Source organism: Rhodopila sp. (assembly GCF_965277825.1).
Classification (GTDB): Bacteria; Pseudomonadota; Alphaproteobacteria; order Acetobacterales; family Acetobacteraceae; genus Rhodopila.
On sequence record NZ_OZ255846.1, the window covers coordinates 307,837 to 326,320 of the forward strand.

General features: G+C 66.6%; 18 protein-coding genes. 6 read left to right on the plus strand and 12 right to left on the minus strand.

Features of this window, described 5'->3' with window-relative positions:
• Nucleotides 1–2: 2 nt before the first annotated feature.
• From ACQY4T_RS01990 to ACQY4T_RS02000, 3 genes are read right to left on the minus strand one after another with little or no spacing between them, the layout of a single operon-like run.
• Nucleotides 3–1,223, minus strand: coding sequence for an LLM class flavin-dependent oxidoreductase (locus tag ACQY4T_RS01990; RefSeq protein ID WP_428536888.1), 1,221 nt, complete (start codon nucleotides 1,221–1,223; stop codon nucleotides 3–5).
• Nucleotides 1,224–1,236: 13 nt separating this feature from the next.
• Nucleotides 1,237–2,010: an alpha/beta fold hydrolase gene (locus tag ACQY4T_RS01995; RefSeq protein WP_428536891.1), complete on the minus strand. Its 774-nt coding sequence runs from the start codon at nucleotides 2,008–2,010 to the stop codon at nucleotides 1,237–1,239.
• A gap of 24 nt (nucleotides 2,011–2,034) precedes the next feature.
• Entirely contained in the window at nucleotides 2,035–2,232 is a 198-nt protein-coding gene (locus ACQY4T_RS02000) for a hypothetical protein (protein ID WP_428536894.1), read from the minus strand.
• 192 nt (nucleotides 2,233–2,424) lie between these two features.
• Here ACQY4T_RS02000 and ACQY4T_RS02005 point away from each other — a divergent pair, with 192 nt between their 5' ends.
• Both ACQY4T_RS02005 and ACQY4T_RS02010 read left to right on the plus strand, forming a co-directional pair.
• Nucleotides 2,425–2,730: a type II toxin-antitoxin system Phd/YefM family antitoxin gene (locus tag ACQY4T_RS02005; RefSeq protein ID WP_428536897.1), complete on the plus strand. Its 306-nt coding sequence runs from the start codon at nucleotides 2,425–2,427 to the stop codon at nucleotides 2,728–2,730.
• Nucleotides 2,711–3,121, plus strand: coding sequence for a PIN domain-containing protein (locus tag ACQY4T_RS02010; protein ID WP_428536900.1), 411 nt, complete (start codon nucleotides 2,711–2,713; stop codon nucleotides 3,119–3,121). Before ACQY4T_RS02005 ends, ACQY4T_RS02010 begins: the two co-directional genes overlap by 20 nt.
• Before the next feature lie 89 nt (nucleotides 3,122–3,210).
• Here ACQY4T_RS02010 and ACQY4T_RS02015 read toward each other — a convergent pair whose 3' ends face one another.
• The 4 genes from ACQY4T_RS02015 to ACQY4T_RS02030 all read right to left on the minus strand — a co-directional run bounded on the left by ACQY4T_RS02015 (nucleotide 3,211) and on the right by ACQY4T_RS02030 (nucleotide 9,076).
• A complete protein-coding gene (locus ACQY4T_RS02015; RefSeq protein WP_428536903.1) occupies nucleotides 3,211–4,623 on the minus strand; it encodes a M20/M25/M40 family metallo-hydrolase in 1,413 nt (470 codons plus the stop codon).
• Nucleotides 4,624–4,947: 324 nt separating this feature from the next.
• A complete protein-coding gene (locus ACQY4T_RS02020) occupies nucleotides 4,948–5,475 on the minus strand; it encodes a DUF4142 domain-containing protein (protein ID WP_428536906.1) in 528 nt (175 codons plus the stop codon).
• Nucleotides 5,476–6,338: 863 nt separating this feature from the next.
• On the minus strand, nucleotides 6,339–7,550 hold the full coding sequence (locus ACQY4T_RS02025; RefSeq protein ID WP_428536909.1) for a class I SAM-dependent methyltransferase: 1,212 nt from the start codon (nucleotides 7,548–7,550) through the stop codon (nucleotides 6,339–6,341).
• 512 nt (nucleotides 7,551–8,062) lie between these two features.
• Complete coding sequence (locus ACQY4T_RS02030; protein WP_428536912.1) at nucleotides 8,063–9,076, minus strand: N-acetylglucosamine-6-phosphate deacetylase; 1,014 nt, start codon at nucleotides 9,074–9,076, stop codon at nucleotides 8,063–8,065.
• A 198-nt stretch (nucleotides 9,077–9,274) separates the two neighbouring features.
• On the opposite strand from ACQY4T_RS02030, the gene ACQY4T_RS02035 reads away from it, so the two are divergent.
• Nucleotides 9,275–10,474: an acyltransferase family protein gene (locus tag ACQY4T_RS02035; RefSeq protein ID WP_428536915.1), complete on the plus strand. Its 1,200-nt coding sequence runs from the start codon at nucleotides 9,275–9,277 to the stop codon at nucleotides 10,472–10,474.
• Between the two features lie 213 nt (nucleotides 10,475–10,687).
• On the opposite strand, the gene ACQY4T_RS02040 is transcribed toward ACQY4T_RS02035, so the two are convergent.
• From ACQY4T_RS02040 to ACQY4T_RS02055, 4 genes are all read right to left on the minus strand, one after another.
• Nucleotides 10,688–11,050: a response regulator gene (locus ACQY4T_RS02040; protein WP_428536918.1), complete on the minus strand. Its 363-nt coding sequence runs from the start codon at nucleotides 11,048–11,050 to the stop codon at nucleotides 10,688–10,690.
• A gap of 257 nt (nucleotides 11,051–11,307) precedes the next feature.
• Nucleotides 11,308–11,625 (minus strand): chaperone modulator CbpM, encoded by a 318-nt coding sequence (locus tag ACQY4T_RS02045; protein WP_428536921.1) that lies wholly within the window; start codon nucleotides 11,623–11,625, stop codon nucleotides 11,308–11,310.
• Nucleotides 11,622–12,515, minus strand: a complete 894-nt coding sequence (locus tag ACQY4T_RS02050; RefSeq protein ID WP_428536924.1) for a DnaJ C-terminal domain-containing protein — start codon at nucleotides 12,513–12,515, stop codon at nucleotides 11,622–11,624. The genes ACQY4T_RS02045 and ACQY4T_RS02050 overlap by 4 nt, the downstream gene beginning before the upstream one ends.
• 194 nt (nucleotides 12,516–12,709) lie before the next feature.
• Entirely contained in the window at nucleotides 12,710–13,486 is a 777-nt protein-coding gene (locus ACQY4T_RS02055) for an enoyl-CoA hydratase (RefSeq protein WP_428536927.1), read from the minus strand.
• Nucleotides 13,487–13,786: 300 nt separating this feature from the next.
• On the opposite strand from ACQY4T_RS02055, the gene ACQY4T_RS02060 reads away from it, so the two are divergent.
• A complete protein-coding gene (locus tag ACQY4T_RS02060; RefSeq protein ID WP_428536930.1) occupies nucleotides 13,787–14,176 on the plus strand; it encodes an acyl-CoA thioesterase in 390 nt (129 codons plus the stop codon).
• Here ACQY4T_RS02060 and ACQY4T_RS02065 read toward each other — a convergent pair.
• Nucleotides 14,143–15,108 carry a DUF6065 family protein gene (locus ACQY4T_RS02065; RefSeq protein WP_428536933.1) on the minus strand — a complete coding sequence of 322 codons (966 nt, stop codon included), beginning with the start codon at nucleotides 15,106–15,108 and terminating at the stop codon, nucleotides 14,143–14,145. The genes ACQY4T_RS02060 and ACQY4T_RS02065 overlap by 34 nt on opposite strands.
• Nucleotides 15,109–15,361: 253 nt before the next feature.
• Here ACQY4T_RS02065 and ACQY4T_RS02070 point away from each other — a divergent pair, with 253 nt between their 5' ends.
• Both ACQY4T_RS02070 and ACQY4T_RS02075 read left to right on the plus strand, forming a co-directional pair.
• Nucleotides 15,362–16,555 carry a hypothetical protein gene (locus ACQY4T_RS02070; RefSeq protein ID WP_428536936.1) on the plus strand — a complete coding sequence of 398 codons (1,194 nt, stop codon included), beginning with the start codon at nucleotides 15,362–15,364 and terminating at the stop codon, nucleotides 16,553–16,555.
• Between the two features lie 279 nt (nucleotides 16,556–16,834).
• On the plus strand, nucleotides 16,835–18,094 hold the full coding sequence (locus ACQY4T_RS02075; protein ID WP_428536939.1) for a pyridoxal phosphate-dependent aminotransferase: 1,260 nt from the start codon (nucleotides 16,835–16,837) through the stop codon (nucleotides 18,092–18,094).
• The last annotated feature ends 390 nt before the right edge of the window (nucleotides 18,095–18,484 follow it).

Below are 18,484 nucleotides of genomic sequence, written 5' to 3' on the forward strand. Positions count from 1 at the left end.
ACCTATCCTACCTCCACCGCCCCAATCTCGCGCAGCCGAGGCAACACCTCCTGGGTGAACAGCCTGATCCCCCTGCTCGATTCCGCGTGCGTCATATGCCCCGACCGCCCCACCAGCGCGAGATGCCCAAAACCCCCCACCTTGTCGTAGAACGCCATGATCTGCCGATACACACTGTCCGGGTTGCCGGCGAACAGGATACCCTGCGCCATCGCCTCCGCCGCGGTAATGGAAATCAGCTTCTCGGCATTGCGGCTGGCCGGCGCCACCCCCTTCTCCGCATCCCGCAACGCCAACCCGGCATCCGCCAATGGTTTCGTCCGATACAACCCAGGCGCCGCGACCGGCGGCGCCGCGCCGGGCAGGAACTTGTTGAACTGAGGCGCCGACTTCAAGCTGGTATTCAGGAACCACAGCAGCTTGCTGCCGACCTCGACCCCTTCCTCCTCGGTATCGCCAACATAGACCAGCGCCGCATAGGCAAAACTATCGGTCGTCGCCTTCGCCAGACCGGCCTCGGCCCGCGCCGCGCGATGCGCGTCATAAGCCCGCTTGGTGCCGTCCGGCCCACGCAGCACCAGCACATGGCGCATCCCGCGCCGCCCCACCTCGGCCGAACTGCGAGGGTCCCCCGTCGCCGCCCACATCGGCGGATGCGGCGCCTGATACGGCCGCGGCCAGATATTGACGTGGCGATGGCTGAAATGCTTGCCCTCCCAACTGAACGCCCCATCATGCGTGGTCAACGCCTTCCTGATCAGGTCGATCGCTTCCCAGTAACGTTCCTCGTTGTTCACCGGATTGACATTGGAGGACGCCATCTCGCTGCCGCCGGACTTCACGAAGCCGATGTCGAACCGCCCCTTCGCCAGGATATCGGCGGTGGCATATTCCTCCGCCACCCGCACCGGATCGGGCCGCAACGAAACCAGCGTCCCCAGGCTCAGCACCCGCACATTGCGGGTCTGCCGCGCCAGGATGGAGGTCACCATCGGGTTCGCCCCGATCAGCGAATTGATCCCGGCGTGATGCTCGATCGCGATCACGTTCATGCCCAAATCGTCGCACAACAGGAACTCGTCCAGCACCTCGTCGAACAACGTCGCCGCGACCTTGGGGTCGCACAGCCGGTTCGGCAACGAGGCCCGCACCGAATCAGCCGCATCGGTGATGCTCTTGTCGACGAACGGATACGGAATCTCACATTGCCACCAGGCGTCCATCCGGCCGGTCTCCCTACGAGTTCAAAAAAGCGCTGACGTGATCGACGAAAACGTCCGGCTGCTCGATCTCCGGCTGATGCCCGGCCCGCTCGATCAACGCAAATCGCGCCGCCGGAATCCGGGCCGCAAAGGCCTGTCCGTAAGTCGGACTGACAATGCCGTCCGACGCCCCCCACAGCACCAGCGTCGGCACCGCGATGCGCCCCAGCCAATACGCCAGTCGTGGATTGTGCATATACGGATGCCATGCATACAGCGACAGGGACTCCCAGTTGCGGTGCCGCATGACCAGCGCCTCGTCCGACATCGCATCGAAATCCGGCGCGTTGGCCAGATCATGCCAGGTGCGCCGCTTCACCTCCTCGGGATGAGTGTTGAACACGTCGGTGATATCCGCCGTCTCCCGGTCGCTGATCTTGATGCCGACGGCATCGACCAGCACCAGCCGCTCGATCTTGGCCCCGCCGCGCACCGCCAATTCCGCCGCCAGCCAGCCACCAAATGAAAACCCGATCAGCGTGACCCGGTCATACGGCAGCGCATCCAGCACCGCCGCCTGCAGGTTCGCCAGGTCATACACGCTTTCGAAATCCTTCGGCCGCGCCGATCGGCCAAACCCGGGATACGACGGCGCAATGACCTCGGCCCGCTGCGACAGCAACCGAACGAACCGAGCCTCCGGATCGCAAGGCTGCAACCCGTGCAGCAAGACGATCGGCTGTCCGGCGCCGCATCGCATCACTTCAAGCTCAATCCCGTGCACGGTCATCCTGGTGGCCTCGGGCATGGTGATCTCACTCCCTCACAAGGGTCATTCGTCGTCGCGCGTCTCGCGTCCCAGCCACATCGCGATCATGCTCGATACCGCGAAGCGGGTCATCAACGCCGCCGCATGGCTGAAGCGAACGGCACCACCAGCAGCCCGGCTATCATCTGACAGCGAACCGTGCATTGAACCAAGCCATCGCGCAAATTTATAGAATCGATGCGAACCCTCTGATTTCGGCATGCCGACGGACCTATGTCGCCGCGACACTTCGTCGCCGTCGCCGAGACCGGCACTTTCAGTGCCGCCTCCCGCATGCGCCGCAACCGTATGCAGTCATGGCCGGTAATTGCCCGTTACGTCAGCAGACAAACTTTGCCTACCCGTCGTGCCCATGCTACGATCAATCAATCGATCAATTACTGAGGGGCCGCCATGGATCGACGAATCGACGCTACCATCGCCCGCACCCAGCTCGGCCAGATCATGGAACTGGCCGAAAGAGACAACACGCGCTTCATCGTCGACAAGCGCGGCGAACCATCCGTCGTCATCATGAGCATCAAGGATTTCGTCAACACGATCGCGCCGCCGCCGGACTGGCTGACCAAGGCGTGGTCGGAAGCGAAGCGCCGCGGGCTGAATAAGCTCACGCGATGCAAGAGATCGACGCCGAAATCGCCGCCGCGCGGACCCAGACGCCGTCCGCCCACAAGCCGAGGTGATCCGGGCGGTCATTGACACGAATTTCCTGGTATCCGCCCTTCTGTCGCCGGAAGGCAACGCCGCGCTCATCGTACAAGCCGTTAAAGCCGGCCTGATCAGCGTCTTCTTGACCGATGAGATTGCCGACGAATATGCCGAGGTTCTGGCGCGCCCGAAGTTCGGTTTTGCGCCCGATGTGACAAGCGCACTGCTCGACAGGTTCCATACGCAAGGCAGCGTCATAAAGCCAAGCCAATCCGCGGGCGCGTCGCCGGATCCGGGTGATACGAAGTGCAATGCGCACTGGCTGCCCCGGTCGACGTGGTCGTCACCGGCAACAAGCGGGATTTTCCTGACGGGCCCTACGGCACAGGTTCTGAGCATAAGCGAATTCCTGCAACGGTTCATGATCGAAATACGATCATGACAAGCGCTTTGGTCGAGCCGCCCAGCCGTCCATCACGGCGAAACCTTTGCGCCACGGGCACGGGCAATGCCGGTCAGCCAAGCCACTGCCTACGGCGTCGCGCCCTCGCCCAGATCCCACCAGATGCCGGCAAACGCCGCCAGCCCCTCGCGGGCCGGCCCGACCAGCAAATGCTCGTCCGGCCCGTGCTGCTTGCAGCCGTTGTAGCTGTGCGGAATCCACACCAGCGGCACACCAAGATAGTCCACGAACACATCCCCCGGCAGGCCGCCCGAGGAATTCGGGATCACCTGCACCCGCTTGCCCAGCGTCCGCTCCATGCTGGCCACCGTCCAGCGCACCCAAGCATGGCCTGGATCAGTGCGACTGGCCGGCATCCGCACCCCGGCATTCTCGATCCCGACCGCGCCCAGGTCATGCGCGTCCAGGTGCCGGCGCAGCGCCGCCGCGAACCCGGCCGGGTCGCTATCGACGGTGTAACGGATCTGGCAATGCGCCCGGGCATTCGGCGCCACCGCATTCACCGGATTGTCCGGCCGCCCCGACAGCATCGCCAGCACGATGAAGCTGTTCCAGCCATAGATCTTCTCGGCCGCCGTCAGCCCGGGTTCACCCCACCCCGGATCGATGCTCGCCGCCTCGCCGCCGCCCACCGGGCAGCCATCCAGCACCGCCCGCACCGCCGCCGGCACGCCGCGCTGTCCCGCGCCCGACCCGGCCGCCCCAGGCAGCCAGTCGCGCACCAGGATCTTGCCCCGCTGGTCGATGATGCAGCCGAGCGCGTGGGCCAACAGCACCGCCGGATCCGTGGTCAGGCCACCCCAATGGCCCGAGTGAACGCCGCCCGCCCGCAGATCCACCACCAGGTCGAAGTGATAGGTGCCGCGGGTGCCGGTGGCGATGGTCGGGACCTCCGCCATCACCCGAGGCCCATCGCTGGCGATCAGCACATCGGCCGCCAGCCGCTCGGCATGTTCGGCGACAAAGCCGCGCAACCCTGTGGAACCACGCTCCTCGCTGGTCTCCAGCACCAGCTTCAAATTGAACCCCAGCACGCCGCCGCGTTCAGCCACCACCGCCTCGAGCGCCGACAGGTTCAGCGCGTGCTGCCCCTTGTTGTCGGCCGAACCCCGACCATACCAACGCTCGCCCTCCTGGATCAGCCGCCAGGGCGACAATCCGTCGCGCCACTGATCGTCCAGCCCGCGCACGGTATCCCCATGCCCATAGGATAAGACTGATTTGGCTGCGCCTGCTTCGACCCGTTCAGCAGACAGTATCGGCCCATGCCCTGCGACGGGATTGTCAAGGATTTCAACGACAAAGCCCATCCGTTCCAGCCACGGCTGGATCGCCTCATGAAGATACCGCTGCACATCCGCCGCATGGTCAGGTTCTTGGCTGGTGCTCGGAATCGCGATCAATTCGGCCAGATGATGGTGAAAATGCCCGTCGTCAAAATGCTTCAACGCGCTCGCAACCGCGCCTTCCCGTGTTCCCATTCTCAACTCCGTCTTGCCCAAGGCCGCGTACGAAAGTCCCCACCACACCGCCCGATCTCATCGCTCGGCCTGTCATCCCCTATCTGCGGTTCAGTTCCTCGCCGCGGAATACGGCAACCGACAGCAGGACAGTCTAGATCATCGCGCACTACACAGTGACCCCTGATCACAGTCCTATCGATCGCGCGCTGTCGCGTCGAAGGGTCATCACCGCACCAAGGTCACCCTCGAAATCCTGCTGGATGCCATTGATGCCGGGCTGATCGGCCGAGGCACCGTGCCGGCCAATCGAGGCGACGGACCGACTTTCCATAGAAAGTCTGATCAGCCAGTAGCCAGCACGATCGGCAGCAAAGCGTGCAGCACGGAGAGATGGGTTTCAATGAAAGCGGCTGCGATCAATGCAACATGCACCGGGTTGGCCGTAATATCGGTATCGCTGGCAAGGAACTCGCTCTGGATCGCGGCGAGTTGGTTGTGCCCTTGAATCTGCCCTTTGATATAGGCGATGTCGAAGGCCGCTCCGCTCAGACCTTGCAAGGACTGCACCATCATCTGCTGTTGATCGGTCAAGGCAGCCGGCGGCGGATCAGCATCGTTGGTCAGGGATTGCGCCACGGCGGTTTGTTCGTCGATCTCCAGTTTAGCAAACCGCAGCACGACGGGGCTTTTGGAATTTTGCAGCGCAATCTGACTAACGGTTTTAGCCAAGGTGCCTATTTGCAGCGTGTCGGCCGTGTAGGACGCGGGGTCGAGCATGTCCGTCGCGGTTTGGCCACGAGCCACGGTGCCAAGCAGGATAGGAGCCGCGGCCGCTCCGGTGAGGGCGAGAATAACATTCCGGCGATCCATCAAATGATCCTTTGAATTGGCTGACCGCGATCGGCCTGCACTGAGCCAACGAGTAGTGTTGCAAGAAAGTTCGCGGGATAAGGAGATTTGTATGCCGCTCGCCGCAGGATTTACTCCGGCATCAGCCAACCCGATCACTGATCCCGTCCGTCGATCGTGGCGCAACCCGGTCCGACCCGCATCCTGTGCAGCAAAATCTTGACGCGCTGATCGGACGATCCCCCAACTGGCGTTCGATGATCACCGCCAGATCGACGCTGCGCCAAACCGAAGCTGCGCCAAACCGAAGCTGCGCCAGACCGAAGCTGCGCCAGACCGACGCTGTGCCAGACCGCCGCTGCGCAAGATCGACGCTGCGATCACGGTCGCCGTCGGGACCAGTTTCCTCCGACAGACCGCACACCAGTAACGCAAAATGCGCTGAGCAACCCCAAGGGTGGAACTTCATGGAGGACTGGACGAATTTCTTCGCGGCGGAAGTCGGAGCCGCGGCTACTCTGACCGGCTTGCTGTTCGTTGCCCTTTCAATCAACCTGACCCGGGTTCTCCAGTTCTCCTACCTCCCGTTGCGAGCCCTCGAAGCGCTCGCGACCCTGATGTCGGTCCTGTTCGTCAGAGACACAATCGACAGCACCATCGGGTCGCCGGCTTGTCGAACACCGCCCGTCAGCTCAAGTCCCGAGGTTTACCTCTTCCAAAACAATCCACCCCGCTCCGGCCTTCAGCCCGCGCTTCCGCAGCCTCCGCTCCGCGGGCCATTGTCTCACCAGATGTGCGGCATCACCTTCCTCCCGCTATCCCCTGATAGCTCCGGTCCGAACGGGTTTGCGTCGCGCGACCACGGCGGAGGCGTCGATCATCGCCTAAACCCGAGCGACCCGCGGCAGCAGCGTCCAAAACTGCGTGCCAAGCTGGCGCAGCGGCAGCAGCGTCGGCAGAACCTGCCCGACATTCGGCCACGGCAGGATCACCACATCGTCGGGCGGATCGGCCAGCAGCACGTCCAGCGCAACGATCGGAATCCGGCTGCCCGGCATCAGACGGCCCCACCTGGCCGGATCGCCATCGGCGATCGTGCCGATCTCCTGTCGGGTGATCGCGCAGCAGTTCAGCAGCATCGCCCCTCGCGTTGCCGCGCCATATCCGGCCACGCGGCGCCCGGCTTGCCTGCGAGTCTCCAGAAAATCGCGGATATCAGCTCGCGCCGCCGCCACACGATCGCCGAAGCCGGCGTACAGCTCCTGCCCACTGACATCGCCGGCCGCCTCGGCCAGCCGAACCGCCTTCACCCCGGGCCGCACCGCGTGCGGACCAACCAGGTGGCAAGCCTGAACCCGCAGCGACCCGCCATGGTCCGCGACACGCTCCGCATCGAATACCCGCAGGCCAACCGAGCGCAGCAAGTGTTCCAGCACCCGCAGCGACAGATAGCTATAAATGTCGTGCCGGAACGCATCGAACTGGCCCTTTTGCAGCACCGCCAGCAAATGCGGCACCTGCAGCGCCAGCACGCCATTGGGCCGCAAGATACACGCCAGGCCCGCCGCCAAATCGAACAGGTCGCGCGCCCGCGGCAACGCGTCGTTGGCGATCACCAGGTCGGCGCAGCCGTGCCGCACCGCGATCTGGATCGCCGTCTCGGCGTTGAACAGGCCGGTTTCGATCGGCACCCCCGTGCCGCCTTCGCTCCCCGGTCCGATCCCCAGCACCCGGATGCCGGCGGCCTGGAACTGGTGCAGCACTCCGGCGTCATTGCCGCCGACCTCGATCACCAGCGACCCGCCATCCAGCCGCAGTCGCTTGCGCATGCTCTCGAACAACCGCCTCGCGTCCGGGCCCGCGACCGCGCGGTGCTCGGAAAGTCCTGCCTCCGAGGCAGCGATCGGGTCCGCCTCGGGCATCTCGTCCACCTGCACCAGGCTGCACGTGTCGCAGACCCTGGCATGCAACCGATAGCAAGGATCATCGGCCGATCCGACCGGAACGGCGCGGTGGGCCAACGGCAGCGAGCCAAGATCGATCAGCGTCCGGTGCAACCGAGCGCCGCACAGCCGGCAGGCAGGCTCCGTCAGCACGGCGGCCCTCAAAGCTGGCGCGGTCCGGCCCGCCCCCAAGCCCCGCGCCCCCAAACCCGGCGCCCCCAAGCCCGGCACCCCCAAGCCCGGCGCCCCCAAGCCCGGCGCCTCCAAACCCGCTGCCTCCAAACCCGGTGCCTTTAAGCCCGGCGCCCCCAGACCCGGCGCCCCCAAGTCCGGATCCGTCACGACTTCCGCCGTCAAACCTGGCACCGCCAAGCCCGGGCATCCGCCCGCCCCGGTGGCGTCGAGCGTGTTCAGCATCGGTCCCCCGCCAGCGCGCGGCAGACATTGGATTGATTGGTCACGACGGTGAACAGCCTTTTCCGCATGGTGTCAGCCAGGGAATCGGCCGTTCTGTCCAAAATGCCTGACGCGTTCGCGTTTTTCGCGCGCCCCAAGATAGCTCGGTATTGGTAAATAATTAGTTTCCAAACACGATCGAGTTGTCCACTGCGCCGACGCGTCGGAAGCATACGATCGAACCGCCGGACCGATCGCCGCCAACCGCCTCAGCCCTGGCCGGCAGAAACCCAAGGCGCGCCGACCGGGCGCAGTTCCGCGGTCCATTCGACCTCGGTCCGCGCCAGCGCAATCCCATGATAGGCCAGCGCGGGACCCAGCAGCGCGTTCGGGTTGGTCGACGCCATGCCCAGCGCGGTGGCGGCATCCGCCAGCTTCCAGGCCACCACGTTGCGCACCGCCTGATCCAGGCACAGCGCCGATCCAGCCAGCGTCGTGCTCCCCGGCACGCGGACCGCCCCGTCCGGCGCGTGCTCGATCGTCATCCCGGCGAAGCCGTAAACGCCAAACCCAGCGCCGGCCGCGGCCGTGGCGTCAGTCACCAGGATCGACCGCCGCGCCGTCTTGCCTCGGATCAGCACCTTCAAGACGCCGGCCGGGATGTGAATCCCGTCGGCGATGAAGCTGGCGCTCAGTCGATCCTCCGCCAGTTGCGCCATCAGCGGATTGAGGAATTTCGGCTGCGGCTGCGCCAGCCCGTTGCCCAGATGGGTGCTGAGCGCGACCCCCGCCTCGGCGGCGCGCGCGGTCACGGCTGCATCGGCCGCGCTATGCCCCATCGCCACCACCATCCCGCGCGAGCGCGCCCAGCGGATCAGCGGCACCGCACCAGGGCGTTCAGGCGCCAGCGTCAGCAACAGGATCGGCCGGCGCAGGGCCTTGCCCAGCCGCTCCAGCACCCCCGGGTCGGGCGCGATCATCGCCGCCGGCGGGTGGCAGCCCGCATATCCCGGCGCCGGATTGAGGAACGGTCCCTCCAGGTGGAAGCCAGGCACCATCAGCCCGCCCAAGCGGCTGGCGGCGACGGCGGCATCGAGCGCGGCCAGGCGCGCGGCCAGGGTCGCCTCGTCCGCGCTGATCAGCGTCGGCAGGCAACGGGTGACGTTGCTTCGGCGCATCGCCTCCAGCGCATGATCGAGCCCCTGCGCGCTCAGCCCGGCATCGTTGAAGTCCACCCCGGCATAACCGTTGACTTGCAGGTCGGTGAGGCCATGCGACTGCATGGCGTCGCTCTGAACCGAGCGGCAACCCCAAGTCAAGCAAAGCCGCCAGATGGTCCGGCCAGGAGCCGTCGCGACAAAGCTCCCGAGCTGCTCTCGCCCAGGGTTGCCAGGTGGTTGCCGCTGGTCAAGGATCGAGACGGGGATCGCCTGTGGACTGGCGCGGATCTGTGGAGCCGACAAGCCGTGATACACTATCCGATGACGCCAATTCTGCTCGGCGCCACGGTGGCCCTGCTCTGCGCCACCATGATCGGATCGCTGGCGACCGCCGTCGGCTTCCCGCTACCGCCGAACCAGCGCAGGATCGGCTGCATCGATGGATTGCGCGGCTACCTCGCCCTGTTCGTCCTGGTCCACCACTTCATCATCTGGGTCCAGATCGTTCGCCTGCACGGCGCCTGGGCCGCGCTAACCGCCAACCTGCTGAACAATCTCGGCGCCGGCGGAGTCGCGCTATTCTTCATGACCACCGGGCTGGTGTTCTACCCCCGCGTCCTGGCCGGCTTCGGCGCCACGTCCTGGGTGGCGACATACACCACAAGAGCCTTCCGTCTCATTCCGCTGCTGGCGTTTTCGGTGCTGCTCCTGTCGCTCGTCATTGCGCTCCGCACCGGCAATCGCCCCAACCTTCACTACGTCGCGGATTTCCTGCAGTGGATAAGCTGTCGGGCGACTCCGCCGCTTCTAGGGTATGCCGATAGCGGCCGTCTCGACGCCTACGTTCTGTGGTCGCTCAACTACGAGTGGATGTTCTACCTGTTCGTCCTGCCCGCATGCGCCCTGATGATCGACGCAACGCGCGGGCGCGGCCCGACCTGGGCGCTCCCGGTCGCCCTCCTGGTGCTATCGCTCGCCGCCAGGCCGCTGTTTCCGGCGTGGGGATTGTCCCGATATCTGCCGCTCTTCATCGTCGGCATGTTGGCCTACGAGGCGCAGCGGACCGAAGCCATCCGCAGGCTACTGAGTGCCAGGTGGATGGCAATTCCAGCCGGCCTCTGCCTGCTCGTGGGCCTGGTCAGCGCGCCGACGCCATACGAGATCCCGCACCTAGCGCTGATCGGGTTGTTCTTCGCCTCCGTCGCGTGCGGCAACGGCTTCGGCGGAGCCTTGCGGACCAAAGGCGCACGCGCGTTGGGTGAATGCTCCTATGGCATCTACCTGTTGCACGGGATCGCCCTGAATGTGCTCTTTACCGAGGGCTCCAGCTTCACCGACAGGTTCTCGACCAGCCAGATCTTCGCCCTGCTGCCCGTCGTCGCCGCCGGCGTGACCTGTGTCACGCTACTGACCTATGTGCTGATCGAACGACCGCTTATCCGCGCCGGCGGCCGCATCGCAAAGCTCGCGACGAAACGAAGCATGCGGATCGACAGCCCGCAAATCGAGCTCGCACCGTGATTTCGGCGTCAGCGGAGGCCGTCTTTCGCGCTCCACCGCAAACCCACCCCCGACACGCCGCAAGGCGTGCTCGCGTCCGATCAATCAGCGCACGCCTCCGATGATGTTCGTCGTAGCCCTGGCTGGGGCGGAGAAACGGCGCTGACCGAACAAAGAAACGCATGCTACATGTCATTCCGCGAAATAAACTTCACGCCTCACTGACCGGCGACCCTAGGTAACATCGGACAGCCGCCCGACCGCCCCGACCAGGGTGCTGAAGCTGAACGGCTTCTGCAGGAACACCGCCGGATCGCTCAACCGCTGAGCCTGCGCCAGTTTGGTCGGTTTGCCCGACATGAACACCACCGGGATGCCGGGATGGGCGCGCCGCGCCGCCAACGCCAAATCTATGCCGTCCCGCCGCCCCGGCAGGTTGATGTCGGTGACCACCAACCGCAGGCTCGCCAAGTCGAGCAGTTCGACCGCGGCATCCGCCGACGCAGCCTCGACGATCTGGAAGCCTTCACCACGCAGAACCTCGACCAGCATCTCGCGGATTTCGCTTTCGTCCTCAACCACCAGGATGCATGTCATTCCGCGGCCATCGAACCTTCCCCAATTCAATCCATGCGTGTAATACCATCGGTCCCGCGATGGCAGGAAAAAGCAAGATACAGCCTAACCTTTTTTCGAAAATGCACGTAGTTTTGACCTTCGGGTGGCCGCCGAAATACCCGGCACAGTTGTATTTCCTGAACGCCTACCGTCAGCCCCGCCCGCGCCCGGCGCACCCGAGCCAGCCACTGCCGCCGCACCACCGAAACATTGCTGCCCGGCCGGCAGCAACCGCTTCAGCCCCGAAGCGCCGCCCGGATCGCCGCCCGCACCGCCTCCGGCTGCCCCTCGACCGCCCGAGCCACCGCGCGCATCTGGCCACGCAGCGTATAGACCTGGTCGAGCAACGACAGCACCAGCGGCATGGTCTCCTCCGGCACCGCCATCGCATGGCGGAAATCGCGGATCAGCCGCACCCTGGCGATGTCGATCTCCTGGAATATCCAGTCCGGTTCGGCGCCCTCTGGACGCACCCAGCCGCGGAGCACCCAGGCCTGCAGCTCGGTCTCCCCAAGGTCGGGGAACAACGCCGCAACGGCGGTAAAGCGCATCATGTTCCCTGCCTCGGGTTGAAGCTCCCGCGCGGAGTCCAGGTCTTCAGGAACGCCGCCAGGTCCGGTTCGTCCCCCGGCGGCACCACGACCTGCAACTGAACGAACTGATGGCCCTGGCGGATGCCCTTGCCGCGCAGCCGCAGCCGCGTGCCGCTACCCGAACCGGGGGGCACCGAAACCCGCACCGGCCCATGAATCGTCGGCACCTCCAGCGAACTGCCCAGCACCGCCTCCTTCAGCGAGACCGCCACCTCGGAGACGATGTCGTCGCCGTCGCGATGGAACCGCGCATCGGGGGCCACCGTGATCTCGATCAGCGCATCCCCCGCGGCGGCGCCGTTCAACCCCGGCCCACCCTGGCCGCGCAGCCGCAGCACGTGACCGTCCTCGGTGCCCGCCGGGATGCGCACATCCAGCGTCTTGCCGTCCGGCAGCGCCAGCCGCCTGGTCGTCCCGGACGCCGCATCGACGAAACTGACGGTCAACGAATACTGCATGTCGCGCCCGCCCATCGGCTGACCCGTCGCTCCCCAGTCGGAGTGCCGGCCGCCCTGGCCGAACGCCTGGGCGAAAAACCCCTCCAGGTCCTCCCGGCTGAACCCGCCAGCCGGCTGGTAGCGGTCCTGACCCGGCGTGTCCCGGTAATACTGCCGTTGCTGCTGCACCTCGTGCCCCTCGGCATCGATCTCGCCGCGGTCGAACCGCGCCCGCTTGTCCTTGTCCGACAGCAGGTCATACGCCGAACCGATCTCGCCGAACCGGGCTGCCGCGTCGGGCTTGTCCGGATTGACGTCAGGATGATGCTGCTTCGCCAGCTTGCGATACGCGGCTCGGATCGCCGCCTCATCGTCGGTGCGCTGCACGCCGAGGATCTCGTATGGATCTTTCATCGCTACCGATCGCTAGAGCAACATCAGCCTGACGGGAAAGCCAGGCTGATAAAGTTGCTCGCTCAAACAAAGCGCTCTGGCCATCCGGGCACCCAACCGCGCCGCACCCTGGCGCCGCCTGCAGCCGAGCCCATGCCACCGCGTGCGAACCATCGCCAATGGCGATAACACACTGGGAACGCCGCCGAAGCCGATCAAGTGCCGGTCCATCGCGGTTTGCGCTTGCCCAGGAAGGCGTCAATCCCCTCCTCCGCGTCGCGCGCCAGCATGTTCCGCGTCATCACCCCCGACGTGTACTCATATGCTGATGCCAGGTCCATTTCGGCCTGGCGATGGAACGCCTGCTTGCCGATCGCCACCGTCAGCGGGCTCTTTGCCGCGATCCCCGCCGCCAGCGCCAGGGTCGCCGCGGCCAGTTCCGCCTCGGCGACGACCCGGTTGACCAGGCCCAGTTCAGCCGCCCGAGCCGCCGAAATAAGCTCGCCGGTCAGCAGCATCTCCATCGCCGCCTTGCGCCCCACCGATCGCGTCAGCGCCACCATCGGCGTCGAGCAGAACAGCCCGATATCCACCCCCGGCGTGGCAAACCGCGCGGTGTCAGCCGCCACCGCCAGATCCGCCGAGGCAACCAACTGACAGCCCGCCGCGGTCGCCACGCCGTGTACCCGCGCGATCACCGGCTTGGGCAGCCCGACGATGCGCTGCATCAGCCGCGAGCACAGCGCGAACACCGCCTCATACGCCGCTCGCGTCGGCGTGGCCCGCAGTTCGCGCAGATCGTGACCGGCGCAGAACGCCGAACCGTTGCCGGCGATGATCACCACCTTCACCGTCCGGTCCTCGGCAATGGCGCTGAGTTCGTCGTCCAGCGCCTGCATCAGCCCGATCGAAAGCGCGTTCCGCGCGTCGGGCCGGTTCAATGTCAGGGTGGCGATGTGGTCGCTGTCGTGGCGCAGCAGAATGTCAGGCATGATGCGACCACCTTACCGCGCACCGAACGGAACGTCCAAGGCTCGCGCCCAACCGAACAACCCCAGCGGGACAACCTCAACGGGACCGAACGGAACAACCCCAACGGAACAACCCCAGCGGTACAACCGCAACGGGAAACCCAGCGGGAGAACCTCGACGGGACGGCCCCATCGGGACCGAACGGAACAACCGCAACGGAACAACCGCATTGGAACAACCCCAACGCGACAACCCCAGCGGCCGAACCACGTTCCGCCGCAATGCTCAGGCCGGACACGCTCCGCCGGAAGGATACCTCGATGCCCACCAGCTACCCCCAACCGCGCGGCGAATTATCGCTCCGCACCGTCGCGATGCCGGCGGATACCAACCCCGCCGGCGACATCTTCGGCGGCTGGATCATGTCGCTGATGGACCTGGCCGCCGGCATCGCCGCCGGCACCCGCGCCAAGGGCCGCGTCGCCACCGCCGCGGTGTCCAACCTCAGCTTCCTGCAACCGGTCAAGGTCGGCGACGTCGTCTGCGTCTATACCGAGATCAGCAAGACCGGCCGGACCTCGGTCACGGTCGGCGTCGAGGCCTACGTGCTGCGCCGCAACCAGGGCGAGCGGGTGCGGGTGACCGCGGCCGAATTCGTCCTCGTTGCGGTGGACGATCACGGCACGCCGAGAGTGCTGCCGCCGGCCTGAGGCAGCCGCCCGCCACAGCCACCCGGCCGCGCCGCGTCCAGCAACCGTTCCGCCAGCGCCGCCGGCAGTCCGGCCTCGATCAGCAGCCCGGCATCGAGCGAGCTGCCATCGCGCACCGAGGCCGCCAACCCGGCGAACGCCGCTGCCAGCCGATCCGGATCGATCCGCACCGTCTGCGAGCTGACGGCCTCCGGCGCCGCGGTCACGAACGGCTTCAATCGCAGCTTGGCGCGATGGTCGCTTGCCCCCGGCCGGTCGTGCATATCCAGCCCGCGGTAGTAGCGTTTCTGCCATTGATCTCGCGCCGCCGACGGCGGCCGCTCCGCCACCGCGGCCTGGAATTCGTTTCTCGACTTGCTCCACGCGGCAAACTGACTGGCCGCCTCCGGATCGTCTTCCAAGGCAACGAATTTCGGGTTCATCCGCTCCAGCGCGTCTCGCTCGCTCGGCTGGATGAAGCAGATCGGGTCCCCCGCCTCGAACCGCACCCAATGGTTGCGCCGCAGAAAGCGCCAGTTCATCGTGAAGGTATAAGGTGACCAATCGGTCTCGATCACCCCGGACAACGCCGCCACCCCCTCCTTGGCCCAGTTCGGCGACCCGCCCACCATCAGGTTCCAGCCGGGCGGCGTGCGGAACAACGCCTGGATGTGGATGGTGAACGTTGCTTGCCCGAACAACGACACCGGCGCCGAAGCGCTCGGCATGCCGTCATCGGGGCGGATGATGACGTCCGCGGTCGAGGCTCCGCCGCGCCAGTACGCTTCGAAGCCGACCGGGGTAAGGATTTCCCAGCCATGCGCGTTGGCGATGTTCAGCGGCAGGCAGCGGTAGGCGAACGCCTCGGGCGTGGCGTCCATCCAGGAACGAGTGGCTTCGGCCGGGCGTATCAACGGCTGCCACCCCTTGTGCAGGTAGCACAGGAAATCCATTGCTTGGCTCCAACGGTTGCCCGGCAGCCTATGTCAAACCGCGCTCGGTCAAAGCAAGCCGAAACCATCACCAAACCAATGCAATGCCGCAAACATCCACCTAGGCAGAGGTTTCCCACCACTCCGGTCGGCCGCCCGACCCTCCCCGAGCGGTGAACGGTTGGGGACTAAAAGCACACCGTAGGAATAATTACTTGACAACCGCCCGCAACCCCAGCTACAACCCCAGCCACCCAACAACAGTCAGCCGCTCATGTCCGCAACCACCGCCGAACCACCTCCGGCCTCCAACCTCGACCTGCAGCCCGGCGACATCCTGCTGCACCTGATCGTCACCCTGCTCGCCCCGATGTTCCTGGGCGTCTGCTGCGGCAACCTCGACTTCGCCCGCATGGCGGCGCTGGAGACCGTCAACGCCTACCGCGCCCGCAGCCATGTCGACCTGATCGCGGTGGCCCAAATCGTCGCCCACGGCCTGGCCTCGGTCAGCTCGGCCTGCCTGTCGATGTCGGACGAGATCTCGCTGTCCATGACCCTGCGGCTGCGCGCCAGCGCCAATGCCTCCGACCGAGCCTGCGATCGCAACCGCCGAGCGCTGGAGAAGAACCGCGCCGCCCCAGTCCCCGACCCGGTGTTCGCCGCCGATTCGATCTTCGCCCCCGAACCCGAACCCGGCCCGACCCCCGATCCCGAGGCCGACCGCAAGCACGCCGAGGAAATCGCCCGCCTCGCCGCCATCCGCCAGCAGAATGCAGCGCTGCAGGCCCGCGCCGCCGCCGATCGTCCCGCCGCCCCGCCGCCAACGGCCTCCACCCCGGCCGCCCAGACCCAGGCCGCCCACACCGCGGCCGCCCAGAACCCGGTCGCCACAACCCCGGTCGCCACAACCCCGGTCGCCACAACCCAGGTCGCCCAGACCCCGGTCGCCCAGACCCCGGTCGCGCTCACCCCTGTCGCCCAGACCCCGGCCGCCCCGACCCCGAGCCCCCAGACCCCGGTCGCCGCAACCCCGACCGCCGCGCCCCAGGCCGCCCAAACCCCGGTCGCCGCAATCCCGACCACCGCGACCCAGCCCGCCCAAACCCCTGTAGCCGCAACCCCGATCGCCGCGACCCAGCCCGTCGCGACCCTGTCCGTCGCGCCCCAGCACCGTACGACCCAGGCGGCAGCCACCCGGGCCGCGGCAACCTCGCACCGACCGCCAGTCCCGGCCCGCACCGAGGCCGACCTCAGCGCGCAAGACTTCCAGCAACTCTGGGGCGCCGCGATGACAGTGGTCGCCAACGAATACGAAGCCAGCCTGGCCGACCTGCCGCCAGCCGAACGCGACGCCGCCCGAGCCCGCGCCGCCGTGCTGAACCGCGCCGCCGGCGACCTCTATTCCGGCAACGTCCCGCCCCGCCTGCGAGCCGGCGACCTCGGCTCCGCCACCCCGCCGACACGCTGAACCGCCGACCCGCCACCCTGCCGACCCGCTGAACCGCCGCCACCCCGCCGCCGCTCGCCGCGCGGGCATCCCCAGCCGCGGCCGACCACTTCGCGCCCCCGACCACTTCGCGCCCGTGTCCAGCACCGCGCTCACCGCCGCCGCGCCGTCGCGACGCCTCTTGCCATCGTGACGGGTACCTGCCCCGGCAACGAACGTTTCGCCTTCTCCCTGCCTGAATCATGGCATTGCATGACGTGATTGGTTATTCACGGTTCAAATTCGGAACGAGGACGCGACTTGCCCGCTGCACCCCCGACCACGACCCCGGCCAGCCACAACCGCCCAACCGGCCTGGCCCGGCCACCAGCCGACCAACCGGTCCACCGCAAAGGCCGCCCCCCCGGCGCCACCGAGGCCTTCGCCCTCGGCAGCTTTCTGGCCCGCTGGAGCAGCGTCACGGTGCACGACCTGTCGGCCTCGGAATCGGCCACCATGACGCTGCCCACCCTGCTGGCGATGGCACAGCCGGACGACGCGGCGCGCTGGGCCGCGCTCGGTCTCGATTACAGTCACCCGCGCGGCGCATCCTGGCTGCGGGCCGAAATCGCCACCCGCTACCGCGCCCTCGACCCCGATAACATCGTCTGCTGCGCCGGAGCACAGGAAGCGATCACCTGCGTCGCCGGCGCGATACTCGACCCCGGCGACCATGCCATCGTGGTGCTGCCGATCTATCAACCGTCGGAGTGGGCGGTCACCTCGGTCTGCGCCGCCACCGGCATCGCCCTGCGGCATCGCGGCCGCTGGCGCCTCGACATCGACCGCCTCGCCGCCGCGATCCGCCGCGAAACCAGGCTGGTGCTGATCAACTTCCCCAACAGCCCGACCGGAGCCCAGATCGACCCCGACTCGCTCGCCGCGCTGATCGCGCTCTGCCGCCACTACGGCCTGTGGCTGGCGAACGACGAGGTCTACCGCATGACCACGCTCGATCCCACGCTCGACCCGCTGCCGATCGCCGCGCTCTACGAACGCGGCATCTCGGTCAACTCGCTGTCCAAGGGCCATGGACTGGCCGGCCTGCGCACCGGCTGGATCGCCTGCCAGGACCGCGTGCTGCTGGCCAAGGTGCTGCTGGCCAAAAGCGGTCTGTCCAGTTGCGTGGCGGCGCCGAACGAGGTGCTGGCCCACATCGCGCTGCGTGCCGAGGCCCCGATCGTGGCGCGCAACCGAGGCATCGCGCAGGCCAACCTGGATTTGCTGCAAGCCTGCCTGACCCGGCACAGCCAGATCTTCGAGCTCACCCAACCCAACAACCTGGCGTTCTACGCGCCGCGCACCCGCCTCGCCGCCGACGCCGCCGACCTTGCCACCCGTCTGGCCGGCGCCGCCGGCGTCCTGGTGCTGCCCTGGACGCTGTGGCGATCGCCCTTGGCCGAGCTGGCGACCGATCGGCTGCGCATCGGTCTCGGCACCCCGGCCATGGCGCCGGCACTGGCGGCGCTGGACGACTACCTGGTCCGTCACGTCACGCCGGCCGAGGCACACCCGTGGTGAGGCCGGTCCATGATTCCGGTCCCGCGCAGGGCAATTGCATCTGCCTCAAACGCAAGATGCTGGAACCACCGATGCGCAAAGGATAAACAAGGTCTTTGACCCCGTTTTTTCAGCGTAACTCCTGATCTGCGTGCATCGGCGTGCATCTGCGGTTCCAAACCGCTTCTCTTGGTCGCGCCGTGTCCGCCGAATAGCGCCGACAGAAAATCCAGATGCGTTTACTCTGCGGTTCCGCGCCAACGACGTTGCCCCCTGATGCTGCCTCCCCCATTATACCGCCCCCGTGATGCTGCCACAACGACGCTGCCCTCATGATGCTGCCACAACGACGCTGCCCTCATGATGCTGCCCCCTGGTGCTGCGCCATGATACCGACTCCGCCCCAAGCTG

Bases quoted from the DNA above. Each gene is read 5' to 3' on its own strand.
- ACQY4T_RS01990 (WP_428536888.1), bottom strand. From the start codon at position 1,223: ATGGACGCCTGGTGGCAATGTGAGATTCCGTATCCGTTCGTCGACAAG.
- ACQY4T_RS01995 (WP_428536891.1), bottom strand. From the start codon at position 2,010: ATGCCCGAGGCCACCAGGATGACCGTGCACGGGATTGAGCTTGAAGTG.
- ACQY4T_RS02000 (WP_428536894.1), bottom strand. From the start codon at position 2,232: ATGCCGAAATCAGAGGGTTCGCATCGATTCTATAAATTTGCGCGATGG.
- ACQY4T_RS02005 (WP_428536897.1), top strand. From the start codon at position 2,425: ATGGATCGACGAATCGACGCTACCATCGCCCGCACCCAGCTCGGCCAG.
- ACQY4T_RS02015 (WP_428536903.1), bottom strand. From the start codon at position 4,623: ATGGGAACACGGGAAGGCGCGGTTGCGAGCGCGTTGAAGCATTTTGAC.
- ACQY4T_RS02020 (WP_428536906.1), bottom strand. From the start codon at position 5,475: ATGGATCGCCGGAATGTTATTCTCGCCCTCACCGGAGCGGCCGCGGCT.
- ACQY4T_RS02030 (WP_428536912.1), bottom strand. From the start codon at position 9,076: ATGCAGTCGCATGGCCTCACCGACCTGCAAGTCAACGGTTATGCCGGG.
- ACQY4T_RS02035 (WP_428536915.1), top strand. From the start codon at position 9,275: ATGACGCCAATTCTGCTCGGCGCCACGGTGGCCCTGCTCTGCGCCACC.
- ACQY4T_RS02040 (WP_428536918.1), bottom strand. From the start codon at position 11,050: ATGACATGCATCCTGGTGGTTGAGGACGAAAGCGAAATCCGCGAGATG.
- ACQY4T_RS02045 (WP_428536921.1), bottom strand. From the start codon at position 11,625: ATGATGCGCTTTACCGCCGTTGCGGCGTTGTTCCCCGACCTTGGGGAG.
- ACQY4T_RS02050 (WP_428536924.1), bottom strand. From the start codon at position 12,515: ATGAAAGATCCATACGAGATCCTCGGCGTGCAGCGCACCGACGATGAG.
- ACQY4T_RS02055 (WP_428536927.1), bottom strand. From the start codon at position 13,486: ATGCCTGACATTCTGCTGCGCCACGACAGCGACCACATCGCCACCCTG.
- ACQY4T_RS02060 (WP_428536930.1), top strand. From the start codon at position 13,787: ATGCCCACCAGCTACCCCCAACCGCGCGGCGAATTATCGCTCCGCACC.
- ACQY4T_RS02065 (WP_428536933.1), bottom strand. From the start codon at position 15,108: ATGGATTTCCTGTGCTACCTGCACAAGGGGTGGCAGCCGTTGATACGC.
- ACQY4T_RS02070 (WP_428536936.1), top strand. From the start codon at position 15,362: ATGTCCGCAACCACCGCCGAACCACCTCCGGCCTCCAACCTCGACCTG.